Source organism: Rhodoferax mekongensis, from assembly GCF_032191775.1.
Classification (GTDB): Bacteria; Pseudomonadota; Gammaproteobacteria; order Burkholderiales; family Burkholderiaceae_C; genus Allorhodoferax; species Allorhodoferax mekongensis.
The window spans coordinates 1305459-1320210 of sequence record NZ_CP132507.1 but is presented as its reverse complement, the minus strand read 5'-3'; the positions used below and the strand labels follow the sequence as shown (position 1 = coordinate 1320210).

Here is a 14752-nt window from a genome sequence, read left to right as displayed (position 1 = left end):
CATCACTCCGCAAAGGGAGATGCCCCGCGCGCAGGCCGATACAATCCCGCGTCCGGTCTCCGTAGTTCAAGGGGTAGACTCCCTCGGGAATCCACCCCTACGACTCACTTTACGACTCACTTCTTCACGTCGCGCATCTGCCCCACGTAGGTTTCATTGAAGGCCCGGGCCAGATCCCCGCGCTGCTTTTCGATCTCCTTGCGAGCGACCATCTTCTCGGCCCGGGTCATGCTTTCGTCCTCGGCAATCTCGATCTCGCGCTTCTTCAGCTTCGCGTAGAACTTGGTGTAGGACTCAGCTGCCTTGGCCAGTGAGAGCTTGGCCATCTGCTCTTCGGTGTAGTCCACCTCGATGCCGGCCTTCATCTCCGCCTCGGCTGCCTTCAGCTCTTTCGTAACCTCTGCCCGGCGCTCGTAGAACAGGCCCATCTCGGTGATGTCATCGATCTGGCCGTAGAAGTTGCGGGCCAGCGGAATGTCGCGGGTGGTTGTCTCGATGGGGGACATCACCTTTGTCGGCAGGTTGACGAAGGTGTCAGCCAAGAACACACCCAGACCGCCGGTTGCGTTGCGCACCAGATTGTCCAGCGTGCCCGGCATCACGTCGATGGCGCCGGAGCGAGCCTGATTTCCGCCTGTCACGGAGTTGAGCCAGCGCGCCACGTGCTGCGATGCGGTTCCGGCCTGACGTGCGGAGAAGTTCTCGCTGTCTGGCTTTTCATCAAACGGCGACTTCTCTGGCCCCACCGGGCGACCAAAGGCATTCACCCCGGCGCCCATCTGGATCGCAAAGTCGATGGCCGTGGGGGCGGCTGCCATGGACAGCTGGATCGGATCCGTTGGATCCAGAGATCCGCCGAATGGGTTGATGGATCCGAACACAGCGGAGGTCAGGCGCACACCAGACTTGGCCGGACTCGCGCCACGGTTGCGGTCCTTGGCCCATCGAGCGGAGTCCGCCAGCGCGTTGCCAAGCACGGCGAACACGTTGATGCCGTAGGCCATGGGGATCTTCACGTAGCGACCATTCTTGCCGACCACGTGCGAACCATCCATCTCCACGCCGGGTGGCAGCATGAAGATCAGGTTGCGCTCTTTCTCAAAGTCTGGGATTTTGTCCCAGTAGGCTTCGCCGTCATCGTCATCGCCCATGCCTGCATTCATCAGGGCCAGTGTCATGGCGGCAGCAGTGGCGCCTGCCATCATGTACTGGACCCGGCGGTTGCCAAGCGCCTGAAGGATTCGGGCGGAGCCCTGCACGCCGGCATTAAAGAACAGGAACAGCTGGTTCAAGGTGCCACCCCACTCGCCCTTGCGGTTGAAGTTGGTGGTCAGGTTCTTGGCGATGCTGGCTGCCTCTGCCGGGGTCTTGCCGACCTCGCGGGCCGCGCGGTATGCGGCTGCCCGGGCTGCGTCTTCAGATGTGGATCCAATGATCTCCAGCCAGCGAAGCGCAATGGAGCCAGCTTGATACGCCTTGGATGCGCGCAAGGACTCCTTGATTCCCTTGGGCGCGGCGCCGGCAGCCAGCATCATGTCGCGCATGGTTTCGGTGATCTCACTGGTGTCGCGCAGGTAGTAGCCGCCAGTGGTTCCGCCGGCAAAGCGCATTTCCATGATCCACTTGTCCATCACCTTGTTCGCAGGGTCTGGCTTGCCGCGCTCCTTGCGGAAGGAGGCCGCCAGAGATGGGCCGAGGTACTTGGCGTACAGGGCCGCGCCCTTAGCGCCCAGTGCATCGTAGGCAGACACGGCGCCCATTTGCGCATCACGCACCGCATTGAGCGCCCCGAAGATTGGGTTGTAGCGGGTGAGTGTGTTGCGCATCAGGGTGGTGTAGGTGCCAAGCGTTGCAGCCAGAATGCGCTCCAGCTGGCTCGTTTCATCCTTGGCTGCCAGCTTCATGGCGCGCAGGATCAGCGGGTCATGGATCTTCACGCGCACGTCTTGGCCGGCCACCTTGATGTTGATGGTGTCCTCGCCTGTGTCGCGCGAGGAGCGCATCAGAACCAGTCCGCGCTTCTTGTCGAAGGCGGGGGTGCGCTTGGTGGGTTGCACTTCCCACAGATCCGGATCAGGGTTGTTCAGCGCCAGATCGAGGAAGGTCTTGGAAACCTGATTGCGCTCACTGCGGATCACCGCGCGCTCGTAGTCGCGGATGATGTTTTCGATGATCTCTCCAGCCTTGGACTTGCGGCCCAGCGCCTTGATGGATTCCTTGCCGGTGGTGCTGAAGCCACGGCCTACGCGAAGCATGCCTGTCTTGGCGCCATCTTCATCGACTTGCTCGAAGCCGCGCAGGGGAACGTAATTCTCGTACAGGTTCTCCCAGCCATCGTACTCGTCCTGAGTGATCAGACCCTCATCCAGCAGCACCCGGCGCGTGGTCGAGGTGATGCCCATGAGATCCTTGTGCAGCTCCTCAAACTTGGCTTCGTCGCCGGCCAACTTCACCATCTGGATGATGTTCTGCGCTTCGACGTTGGACATGCCGGAGCCTTCGCCATTGAGCTTTGGGTTGATGCTGTCGATGTGCTGGTTGCGCTCCTCGGCATGTTTGGCGTATGCGTACAGGGAGATCTCATCCAAGCCCACCTTCATCGAGGCAGCCTTCTTGATGAAGGGCTCGATCTGGTTGTTGGCGAAATCTGTCAGCAGCTCCTGAGTGCGGCCGTGCATGCGCTCCTCGGCGCCATACACATCCTGCTCCTCGTTCACCGTTCCGCCGTTGGCCAGCAGGGTGTCCTGCAGGTTGCGGATCTGGATGAACTGGTCTTGGAAGCGGCGGCGCTGGCGCTCGAACCACGTCTCATCCTCAAGACCCTTGGCGCGCTGGATCTGACGCGCCTGAAGCATGGGCAGGCCATCTTCGATTTTGCGCACACGGTAGCGATAGCCACCGTACTGGTTGTCAAGTCGGTCACGTCCACGGCGAGCAGCTTCCGCGCTCTGGTACTTACCCACCACCTTGTTGCCATCGCGGGGGTCGATCACCTCATGGGTGTAGACCTTCTCGCCTTCTCGCTTCTGGAATGCGGGCGCATCAGCCCATCCGTCAGGCGAGGATGCGGGGTCGTAGCGGTTGCCTATCCACTTGAGCAGATCCACGTCAGACTTGATCTTGCGCTCGGAAATTCCACCCATGATGATGGGGCGCACCCGATCCCAGCCAACAAAATTTGGATTGAGGGGCTTGACAGCAAGTTCAGCATTTGCTACATTGAAAGCCGGTCCAGCCAACCGGGGAGCATCGGAGAATCGTGCCTCCCATTCGTTGATCCGGCTGGTCCGACCAGAATCTTCAGAGCCTCCCGTGAGAGCGCTCGAACCCAGCTGCTGTGCCGAGGGGGGAGAAACAGGGAATTGCGCCCCTCTTTTGTCGATCCCCTCGGATGCTGCAGACACCTCTGCCCTACCAGTTACAGCGATTTGCGTCAGAGCAGGATCCGCATACATGACGCGACCATTCTTGATACGGTTGAAAATGGTGTTTCCATCGCCTCCAACTGGCCGCACATAAATAGACTTGATGGCAGATGATTTAACACCCACCTTACCACCCACGGACGGAGTGCCAACTGGTTTGCTCTGAACGATTGGAACGATCACCACGCCCTTCAGTGCGGATGTGATGGGCAAGACAAGCTCAAACTCATTTGGATCATCTGCGCGCAGCACCATGGCAGGGTTGTAGATGGCATTCACAAGATCTCGCGGCGTGATGTTTGGAAACTCTTTTGAGTGCTTCTCAAAGAAAACCTTGCGGACAATGCTGGAGTCAACGCGAAGCATTTGTGAGCTGGCTCCCATCATCGTCAGAACATGAGGCACCCGACCAATCGGAATTGGCAGCACATCACGCGACCCGGAGGCAATGTCTTCGCTTGCGGCCTCAATCGCCTTGACTGCCAGCTCGATGTCCGCCATCTGCGCACTCTGCGTAGACACAAGAGGCATGCTCTTGTTGCGCTGGTCGATGTAGCTCTCAAGCGGGCTTGATGGCTCGCGCTTCTGGAAGCTGATGCGTGGATCTTCCTCGGACCAGCTGCCGCTGTTGAAGACAGACTTGATTTGGCCGCGATCCACAGGCACAGCCCAGCGAACCTTACCGCCTTCGGTGACGATCACGCCATCGATGTCGCGGTCACTCAGCGCGTCCGCAATCACATCTCGCGGGGTTCCGCGCATGGACTCAGACTCAATGACTCGCGGGCTCTTAATGGTCAGGAATGCGGGCACAACATTGGCGCCGGCAGTGTTCATGCCGCCGTACATATTGGCCTCATCAGGGATGGCGGTGAAGTACCCGGTGCCCGGCGCGAACTCCTCGAATGATCGGGTGGTGCCGTGGTACATGACCTTTGGCAACCCATCTTCATCGACCACCTTGGATCCATCAAACCACTTCACGAAGTTGGGGTTGACTGCATCCTTTCCGCCCCAGCCTTCGCTCAGGGAGGACTCCATGCCGCGCTCGCGCTTCTGGTACGCCACGGGCACTGCAAACTGCTCGATGGCATCAACGTCGATCTCGTCTCGGATGATCTGGTTGGTCAGCGCGGCACGTGCCAGTGTGGAGCGACCAACGCCGTAGGCGCGCACGTCCTGCTTGGCCAAGAACTCTTTGACCCATGGCTCGCCATCCTTTCCGCCCTGCAGGCTGAAGCGACCAGTCTCCGGGTCGTAGCGCAGCCGAGAGAAATCTGGGTCCAGCTCCAGCATGTTTCGCATGTTGGCCAGCGCCAGACGTGCGATGTTCATGTCGTGATCCTCTTGGGTCTTCGGATCCTCGTTGTAGCCATACACCCGGTTCTGCGAGCCGGGCATGATGATGCCGGTTTCACCAGTCTTCAGGGAGTAGCTGAGTGCCTGCTCGGTGCGGCGCGCTGTGTTGATAGAGGAGAGTGTTTCTGCGGACTTGAACTTGTATCCGTTGACGCGCGCCCACTCGGATGCGACTGCGTAGAACTCAGTGCCCAAGCCCTTGGATCCAGCAAGGTTCATGGTGCAGCACTCCATGTACCCGCGACGAAGCTCCACCTGAGCCTCGTAACTCCTTGAGGTTGACTTGTCGAGAAAGCTCACGTTGAAGCCCTCTCCAAAAACATCCATGGAAACCGTGTAGCCGGCAAATGCCTTCAGCTCGCGCGCAACATACTCAAACTGCTTGTTGACTGACTTGCCGGGGAGGGAGAAAACGCCCTTCGCTTTCGCAAGCTCTTTCCACTTTTGAGCGATCTTGAGCGCGGTTCCCTTGCGGTAGGCGGATGTGATGTCGAATCCGCTATCGTGAATCAGTGGGGCTGCCAGCTGCGCCTTGGTGAAGCGCACGATCTCGCTGTAGCTCATGGCGTTTCGACTCTCGACAAACGAGATGCCGTATCCCACTTGGCCACGGTATCCGTTGCCGGTGGGGATCACTTCAATCTCATGCTGGCCGCTATCAGCGTAGGTGCGAGGAACCACGATGTTCACAAAGCCGCTCTCATCCTCGCTGTCCTTGCCGAATGGCATGGCCTTCTCTGGGAATAGGCCATGCTCCTGCATCTGCTCTGCAGTGATCTCCCGAGGGTTTGGCAGCGCGACGGCCTTGGCGCGTTCAGCAAGCCTGTTCCGGAGGATTTGCTCCTCGCGCGCAATCTCGGCCTGCAGCTCTGCCCGCTTCTCCGCCTCAGACATGGCAATGCCTTCTGTCTTGGCATTGATGAAGTCTTCCATGGAGATCTCTTTGGCCTCGATCTTGTCGGTGAAGTCAAGATCAAAGTCATCAAAGGAGACATCGGAGACATCGAGGTTGAAGTTGCCCAGACTGTTGATGTCTCCAATGGATTCGCGGCGCTGGAAGGATGGCGCAGACATCGAGATGTCGTGCTTCCCAAGCAGGACTGCGAAGGCTTGGTTGCCGCCGTTGTCTGCGGTCCATCCATCGAATCCCGCATCGCGCACCATGCGCTCCCAGTTGTTTGCGAACTGCAGTGGGTCCGGGTTGCTGGCAGCCTTCTTGAAGCCGTACTCGTCCTTGTTGATGTCGTACAGGTTGTTGAGCTTGATGGTGTGCTTGACGCCGCCTACGCCGGCCTCTGGAACGACGCCAGTGCCCTTGTCCACGTAGAAGTACAGACGATCCTTGATGGCGCCCGGCATGGCCATGCGGTCACGCTCGGCACCCTTGAGCCCGGTGCCATGGAAGGCGGAGCTTAGGGTGTTGCGTCGCTGCTGGCTGAAGTGGACGCCGACTCGGGAGACTGCGCCTTCTCGGGCGCTGCCGTACTCCCGTTCTGCCTTGCCCACTCCTTCGAGATTTCCACTGCTAGGTCTTGGGGTTGGGTTTGCTCGGTAGTAGTCGGTGTACTTTCGGAGCTTTTTGTCGGTTGATTCCGCAAGGCGTCGTAGCTGCGCCAAGTCGCCACCCCCGCTCCGCCCCCGAAGATCGTCTCCCCGGGTTTCAGTTCCCTCTTGATTGCTGGCATATCGTGTTCCTTCCAAGTATTTGTTGCGGTTGGTCGGCTTGTAGACCGGACCCCAGCTGCCCTGCATGTATTCGCTGTGAAACTTCTTCGGTGCAGTGACCTCGAAGTCCTCTGGCATCTGGTTGACAACATCGAAAATCGCATCCCTGAACTGCTCATCGGTCAGGGTCTTGACATCACTGTCATAGGCGGAGAAGTTGCCAAACACCAGAGCGCCCTCGCGCAGGCTGTCGCCATTGGCTTGGGGCACCGCTTTAGCGATTGCTAAACGAACTTGGTCAATTCTCTCCTGATTCATGCCCTCTGGCAAGACCACCTTTACGAAGGAGAACTGGCTGTCGGATGTGGTGTTGTTTTCGTCGAACGCTACCATGCCCATCTGATCAAGCAGGTAGCCCATCACGCGAGCCACTTCATTCAGCTGCTCGGGAGCCACGCCCTCTGGCGCGGACAGGAAGACGCTCGGGTTCACGCCACCCTTGAACATGCCGGTGGTGTACTCGGCGTTCCAGCCATCCAGACCCATCATGCGCTGCACGTTGGCAAACAGTGCGTCCATCACCTCTTTGGTGGTCTTGGCCTTATCCACGGCGGACAGGTCATTCCACTCGTCGGCAATGGTGTCCGCCATGGGAACCTTGCGGCGCGGATCCGGTGCGACCTCTGCATACACGCCTTGGCGATTCTGATTGCTTGGCTCTGCTACAGAATTTGTAGCTGCATCACCAGTATCCACGCCGCCCTGCTTCAGCTCAATCAGCGCCTCGGCAAAAGTCTGTCGGGCCTTCTTCAGGTTGGTGACATAGGAGTCAACCGCATTGGACTCCTTGTTCTTCCCGTTGCCGCGCAGGCTTGCGATCAGGTCATCGAGAACCTTGATCCAGCGCTGCACCAGAGACTTGAATCCATTTGGATCTGCCTTGGCCAGTTGCTCCAAAAACTTCTTGTCATTGAAGCGGTTGCCCGCGAAGTCGGCCACCATCTCCGACTTGGTGAGGCTGGTGTTCAGGCGCTTGTTGACCTCTTGCTGACGCAGTACGCGCGCCTCGGCAGCAGTCTTGCCAGATGCGATAGCCTTTTTCTCGATGGCATCCAGCTCCTCTTTGTAGAGGAAGTTGTCGATGTACGCCTTCTTACCTTTGTCGGACATGCCATCGAAGATGGTGGACACCTTCTTGACGTAGCGCTGGGCGGGTGTGTTGGTCTTGCCGGCCTGATCATCAGCCTTGGCCAACTGCTCAAGGATGTGGTGGCCTTCGTGCCCGGCGGTCTGGGTTGCATCACTGCTCAGGCCGCGAGTGTTGACCCATGCGGTGCCGCGATAGGTGAAGCCGTTGGCGGCGCCCGGGCTGTTGTCGCTGTAGAACTGGATGCGATTGCGGTCTACGCTGTAGGCTTCAGAGATACCGCTTGCGATCTCATTGAGCTGAGGCTCAAGCTCTGGCGCCGGGTTATCCAGCTTTGCTTCTGGCCAACGCTCCGCAAGGATCTGGCGCTCTTGCGCGGTTTTGCCTTGAGATAGGTACTGCTCTCGATCCAGCTTCAGGCTGGTGATTGCTTCTTGCCGGGCAAGATCTCTTGATTCATCCTGCGCGACTTTTCCTGCAGATACCGGCTGTACTCCTTCTCGCCCATTTGGCTGAGAAGTTTCGACTCCATTTGATCCTCGATCTCCTGCAGTCGCGGTGTCAGGCAGTGCGTTCTTTGTGGTGCTTGTTCGGACATTGGTGCCTCCTTGAGGCGCGTATCCTGCCACCCGGAATCGGCCAGTGTCAAGGCGCTCGGGTGCCCACTCGATGTCGCTGTTGCGCTGCTGGTACGCAGAGGCGACACGCTTGGCGTCATCCTCTGTGGCGTATCCGGTGCCATCGTCGCCCAGAACGATCTGCGCTGGCTCGCGCTCCTGTGGAACCTTGCTCAACAGGTCGGAATCCGATGTCTTCTTGAGTGGGTTTGCTACAGGATTGATAGCTGCCGACGCAGACTCTGTGGGGGCTACACCGGCATTTTGTTCAGAGGTTCCTGATGGAACAGATGGATCAGTGCTGACGCTTGGTGCAGGTGCTTGGGCAGCATTACCCACTCCCCCTCCGAGTGCTCCATCGACACGTCCTGTATCTCCCACGCTTGGGATTCCGGAATTACCCCCGCTGACACCGGGGCCTGCAGCCAATCCTGCAGAACTATCTGTTGTGCTGACACTTGGGGCTCCTGCTGGCTTGATGGCCACGGTGACTGGGGTGATGCCTGCCTGAGATGCCGGGCCGCTTGGATCCGCGAATGTGCGCAGGAAGCCCTTGGACTTGGCCAGCTCCTCGGCCGACATGGTTTGCCGGCCAGAGCCTGCCAGACGCGATGCGGCAGCACCAGCGGTGCCCAGTGCGCCACCAGTACCTGCAGACACAATCGCAGTGTCCAAGGCGCCTTGGCCAAACTCTTGCAGGGTGTCTGTAGGATTGACGCCGAAGTAGTTGTCCGTGGCCACTTGGCCAACGTAGGTCGCCTCTTCGGAGGGGATCTCGCGCAGGCCGGTGGAGACTGCGGCGCCACCCAGATCGCGGACCGCATTCTTGCTGAAGCCGCTGGCCAGAGCTTTCTCGAAGGCATCAGCCAGCTTGCCGGTGCCGCCCACCTTCTCGCCCAATGCCTCGAAGCCGCCCATGGCGGTTGCGTACTTGGCCGCATCCACTGGGGACAGGCCCTTCTCGCGGGCATCTTGGTACGAGGACAAGCCCTGCATTACGGCAGGAACTGTGATGCCGCCCGTGGAGATGGCAATGGCCAGCTGTGGAACCTGAGCCACGATCTGCGGCAGGTACTTGTCGCCAAAATTCTGCAGCCCGGAGCGGGTTGGATCTGCTGCATTGATCTCGGTACGCATGGCGGTGCCAGTGTCGAGATTGCGAGCGATGCGCGAGTTGCCGCGCGCAGACGCATCCAAGGCGTCAGAGACGGAGTTGGGGCCAGCTACTCCGGTCACATCGGACAGGAGCTTTGCGCCACCGGCTGCAGTGGAGCGAGCAAAGGATTCCACCTGACGGCCGGCGGACGCCATGATGCCGTTCTCTGGGATGGCTTGGCTGTCGGTTGCGGCGCGCACCACGGGCGCCTTGTTGACAGGGTTTGCGGGGTCGTTGGCTTCTGCGTAGGAGCGGCGCGACAGACGCTCTGCCTCGGCTGCATTGAAGCCCGGATCCTTGAGCTGCACGCCTTCCAGCACGGAGCCCGACTGGGGCTTCACGCGCCCGCGCACGGCGTCGAGGATCAGCCCGGTCTTGCCGGGCAGCACATTGTCGGCCAAGCCATCAAGAATCTGGTTCTTTGCATCGACCATGTTGTCGGCAAAGGACTTCGCCGGCTGCGGTTCCGTGGCCTCAATAGGGCGGAACGTGAGCTGCTTATCTTCAGTTGGTTCCGCAACCTGATCGATTGGTACAAAGCGCATGTTTTATTCCTGTGCGTAGCCGATTACTTTGCCCTTGGAGTCTCGAACTTCCCACCCCTTGCCGCTCACAAACGAGCCCATGGTTGAGCCTGATGGAGCACCTTTGACTCCGGTGATCGAAGGGGGTGCCTTGGGCTTGTTTGATTGTGCTGGTGTAGCTGCCGGTTTGTCACCAGTGTCAGGCTCACCGAGCTTGCCCTTGATGGCGCGCGATGCGATGTCGGAGATCTCCTGCGCGCTGCGGATGCGCTCGACCAGAGCGGTGTACTCCGGGGTTCCCTTGCGGGTGGTCTTCAGCTCCTCTTGGCCATCCTTGATGATGCGCTGCTGGGTGCTGACGGTGGTGTTCAGGTTCAGCATGGCATCCTTGGAGCCCTGCCTGTCGCCACCAGAGTTGGCCGCGCGCAAGTTGGCGATGGCCAGAGCGGTGTCGAGCTTGGCTTGAGCCATCTCGCGTAGCTGGTCGTTCTTTGCGTTCTGAACGTCCGCGCGCATCTGTGCGATCTCCGCGCTGCCGGCCATGGTTGCAGCCTCTTTTGGGGAGATCTGGCCAGACTCCAAGCCCGCCTCGCGCATGACGGACGAGTCGTTGCGCATGCTCTCGCGGAGCTTGTCGCCCTTGGCTTTGCGCTCGGTGGACATGCGCTCGATATCAGCCACTTGCCTGTCATTCATGACGGATGCGTTGCCTTGAAACTCTGGCCCAAGTGCTGCGTCCACGCGCTTGTTGATGATGCCGTCGCGGGCCTTGTTGAAGCGCTCTGCACTTGCAGCTTGGCTTGCGGCTTCCGCCTCGTCCCGGGCCTTGGCTTCGAGCGGGATGTTCTCCAGCTTGAGTCGCTGGATCGCCTCTTGCCGGCGCATCTCCAGCTGGCTTGAGTAGTCGGCTGCGGCCTTCTGGTTGTTGAGGTTTGTCTCTGCCCGGCGCTCTTCGCCGTAGATGTCGCCAGCTGCGCCTGCTGCGGAGCCGATTGCGTTGAGAATGAATCCGGGCATGTCAGCCTCCAAAGTACGTTGATTCGATCCAGTGCCCTTGATGCACGTCCCACATTGAGGAGACTGGATTCCAAGTGAGCTGCGGCTCTCCGTAGCAGAGCAACAACACAGCCCTGTTCACGGGAGTGCGTCGCATGTCAGCCGCCCATTGCCCGGCCAATCACACCCTTCATGGGGATCTCGGTGCCGGCTTGCTGCTCTTGCATCTGCTCGGGTGCGGGCTCGCCCGACTCGGCCTGCATGGTTTCCTGCTCTTCGGGGTGGGTGCCACTCACCATCGTCAGCAGCTCTGCCACCACAGATTTAACGATCTCTTTGTCTGGATCTTCGCCAGTTATGTTGTGAGCCATGTCAACCAGCAGCATGTAGATGTTGACGGCCAGATACGGAGCCACAGCAGGAGGGATGGGCTTCTTCTGCTCAATCACAGACATGATGGTCTGCACGGCCTGCATGGCGCCATGACGGCTCTCCAGCATGGGCAGCAACTGACGCAGCCGTTGCTCGTTGTAGATGATGGCCTTGGCGCCGTTGGTGAACTTGAGCAGTGCGCCCTTGGTGTTTGGGTCTAGTGTTGCCATATCAGCCCTTGTAGATTTTGCCGTTGGTGTAAATGCCGGAGCCATCAGTGCGCTTGAGCTGGGCCTGACGATTGATGATGCCCGGGCCGCGCAGCCCGCTCACAGAGGCGCTGACGCGAGCGCTGGCCTCCTGATCCATCTGATCCTTGGCGCGCATCTCCTTCATGCGCTGCTCGGCTTGGTTCTCGCTGGCGATGCCGCCGGAAATACCCTTCAGCACAATCTCCGTGAGCCCCTTGTTCTTGTTGGCAAAGTCCATGACCTTGCCAATGATCCCGCCGGATGCGGACTCTCCCGACTCAACCGGGCGCTGTGCGAAGCTGCGACCCTCGTTGCTGTAGTTTTCGTTGGAGCCTCCGCTCGAAGAGGGCTGACTGCCTTGGTTGGGTTGCGCAAAGTTGTTGAACGCTGTGCTGAGGCCATCAGAAACGAAGTCGCCAAACTTGCCAAAGGCATCACCCACATCATCGAAAATTTCTTGCCACCAGCTCATGATGTTCCTTTCTTGCGCGACTGCGCTAACTTGGATGTTGCAGAGCGCCATCCGCTTTGATCAAGATTTCCAAACAGGTTTGCATCCACATCAAGACCTTGGACTACCGGGGCAGCCGGTGCTTGTCGTGCCGAAGTGGATGTAGCCGATGGCGATGAGTTGCTACTGGATCCCCTGTAGACAGGAGTGCTGTCTGGGTACAGGTATGGCTTGCCTGTGTCGGGGTTGTTCACCGTCTCTTGGCCCGTTGGTTGACCGCCACCAACGGCACTCCAAGCTGCATCGCCAATGCTCTTGACGCTCGGACCACCGAAGGCTGCCGATGCTGCGTTGCCGATGTTGAAAGCTGTTACTGCGCCACCAGTAGCCCTGTTTAATACGGGCGTTGCGAAACGATTGATGAGCCCCGGAACCAGCCTGCTACCAGCTTCGTTAAAGGGAACTCCTTTGCTCATTTCGTAGACCATTTGCGCGCCATTCTTTAGAATGGAGAAAGGCGCTGGCGACAAGGCATCTGCAACTTTTCCGATGATCGAACCATTCAGGCTTCCTCTTGCGTCGCGTTCTTCCGGAGTCTCGTTGTCAAAGTATTGATCAGAGCTTGTGCCGCCACCCACGCCACCAAGCGTGCGCCACGCGCTGCCCACTTTGCCGGTGGTCATGTCTGTCCACTTCTCTCGGAGCCCCTTGTTCAGCGGGTCGTATGTGTAGACATCACTGACTGGCTTGTGCGTCTCCAGCAGGTACGCCTTTTTGTCCTCGTCGGAAAGGCTTTCATAAGCCGCCCGGAGATCGTCTCCAATAGCTCCGGACTTGCCGTTCACAAAGTCTTGATGCTGCTGTGCAATCGCTGCATTGATCAAGCCGTTGCGACCAAGAACTCTTCCGGTGTTGTTGACAAGAATGGATTTGATGCCACCCTCCGCCTCTTCGGATTGGCGCTGCTCTACTGTCCTGTTTTCTCCGCCATAAGAGTCTGCAACTCGACTTGAGCTTGACCCGGATGATCCGCCTTGAGATGAGTTGCTTCGCCCCTCATTGCTGTAGCCACTTGAGCTTGAGCTACTGCCATACCCGTACCCACCAGCCCTCTCGGCAGCCTCGCGTCCTGATCCATACGATGCGTACTGAGACGCAAAGCTCCCATTGGAGGAAAAGCCGCCACTTGGCGGCGTGTAGTTCCTGCCCTCGTTGCTGTAATTGCTTGAGCTTGAGCTGGAGTCGCTGGAATCACTGGAATCGTCCGACATTACGCAAGCACCTCATCAAGGTAAGAGCTGAGATCCACGTCGCCAGCCAGAGCGCCAATCAGCTGCAGTGACTTCTTCGCGTTTGCGTTGTAGGTGTCGATAGCCTTCTGCTTGGCAGCCGCATCGAGCGTGGTGTTCTGCATGATCGAGTTGACCATTTCAGTGGTCTTGTTGATGATGCTCGCGGCCGACGAAGATGCGGTGGTTAGGTTCTTGTACTGCGCCTCAATGCTCGCCAGATTGGTGTTGCTGGCAGCTGTCAAGTTGGCAGTATTGGTTTTGATCTGCGCATCCTGATTGGCCAGCTGCATGTCGTTGGCAGCCTTGGCGTTGGCGGTTGCCGCATTCGCCTCGGTGGCTGCGTCCTGCTTGGCGATCCCGGTGGCCGCATCGAGCACCGCAGTCTGGCCGGCGCCGGCCGCGATGGTGGAGTTGATCAGGCCACGGGAGTTGGCTTGCTGCTCCGCCCGGCTGCGCGCGAGCTGCATGATGGGGCTATCTTCAGCCACGATCTTCGCGGTGCGGTCCTCGACCATCTGGCCGGGCGTCACGTTGACGGCCTGCGGCGTGGCGGTGGGAGTGCTCGCAATCTGAGGAGCAGGATTCGCCTCGGTAGGCGTAGTGGCCTGCGTTGCGGTAGTGGCTGCGGCCTGTTGCGTGTCGAATGGATTGGGGATTGCAGATGCCATGCTTGGCTCCAGAAATGAAAAAAGCCAGCTCGGGAACCCGGCTGGCTTTGATTACGGAAACTGCAGACGCAATTCCGCCGCAGTCATTCTCTCAGAACGCACACCTCAAGGCAAGGGCTGGGAGGCTGCTTGGGGGTCTGGCCGACCAGTGGAAGCCTTGGTGGACTGGTACTTGTCCCAGCCTGCGTGGCCAACGGCAAAGCCGCCGTACACCATCCACACCTCGACGTCGAAAACGAAGTCCTTGACTACGGTGTGGGCGATCACGGCCAACATGAGCAGGAGGTGGAAGCAGGCGGCCGCCAGCTTGGTCTGAGAGACGCTGCCATCCTTGGATAGAACCAGCTCAGGCAGGCGATCCATCACCTTGGCGAGGCTTGTACGAAAGCTCATTTGGCAGCCCGGTAGGGGATGATCTCAATGGTCACGCGCTCTTGCCGCTTGAGCGCCGGCAGGATCATGGCCTTGAGCTTGGCCAAGTTGTCGCGCGAGCTGGCCACGCTGTTGGGGCCGTTGCGCATGCCGGGCAGCAGGCAGCCCTCGGTGTCGGTGGAGCGATTGCCGCCATGGATGCGGATGTACTTGTAGCCGGGCACGCCAATCAAGGTCAGCGTCTCGGGGCCAAAGCGCCCGGATGTCTCGGCAATCACTTGGTAGACGCCAGACGGAATGGCCGTGACGCCATGGATCTTCCACTTGTCAACCGGCACACCGGGCAGCTCGCGCACCTCATCCTCAAGGATGTCGCACACGAAGTCGAGCCCGAGGTACAGCTTGGACAGGGTGGCCGCGCCCACCGACTTTTCGCGGAACATGGTGAAGTGCATGG

The 14752-nt window shown here is 59.3% G+C and carries 8 protein-coding genes; all 8 read right to left on the bottom strand.

The annotated features are described in order from the left end of the window. Positions 1-116: 116 nt before the first annotated feature. On the bottom strand, positions 117-9914 hold the full coding sequence (locus RAN89_RS06435; RefSeq protein WP_313868786.1) for an LPD38 domain-containing protein: 9798 nt from the start codon (positions 9912-9914) through the stop codon (positions 117-119). 3 nt (positions 9915-9917) lie between these two features. Further along, entirely contained in the window at positions 9918-10910 is a 993-nt protein-coding gene (locus RAN89_RS06430; protein WP_313868785.1) for a hypothetical protein, read from the bottom strand. A 137-nt stretch (positions 10911-11047) separates the two neighbouring features. Further along, positions 11048-11491, bottom strand: a complete 444-nt coding sequence (locus RAN89_RS06425) for a hypothetical protein (protein WP_313868784.1) — start codon at positions 11489-11491, stop codon at positions 11048-11050. A gap of 1 nt (position 11492) precedes the next feature. Further along, positions 11493-11984 (bottom strand): hypothetical protein, encoded by a 492-nt coding sequence (locus RAN89_RS06420; protein WP_313868783.1) that lies wholly within the window; start codon positions 11982-11984, stop codon positions 11493-11495. Next, a complete protein-coding gene (locus RAN89_RS06415) occupies positions 11981-13234 on the bottom strand; it encodes a hypothetical protein (protein ID WP_313868782.1) in 1254 nt (417 codons plus the stop codon). Before RAN89_RS06415 ends, RAN89_RS06420 begins: the two co-directional genes overlap by 4 nt. After that, positions 13234-13923 (bottom strand): hypothetical protein, encoded by a 690-nt coding sequence (locus RAN89_RS06410; RefSeq protein WP_313868781.1) that lies wholly within the window; start codon positions 13921-13923, stop codon positions 13234-13236. The genes RAN89_RS06415 and RAN89_RS06410 overlap by 1 nt, the downstream gene beginning before the upstream one ends. Positions 13924-14028: 105 nt before the next feature. Beyond that, on the bottom strand, positions 14029-14316 hold the full coding sequence (locus RAN89_RS06405; RefSeq protein WP_313868780.1) for a DUF2644 domain-containing protein: 288 nt from the start codon (positions 14314-14316) through the stop codon (positions 14029-14031). Further along, entirely contained in the window at positions 14313-14750 is a 438-nt protein-coding gene (locus tag RAN89_RS06400; RefSeq protein WP_313868779.1) for a DUF5675 family protein, read from the bottom strand. Before RAN89_RS06400 ends, RAN89_RS06405 begins: the two co-directional genes overlap by 4 nt. Between the last annotated feature and the right edge of the window lie 2 nt (positions 14751-14752).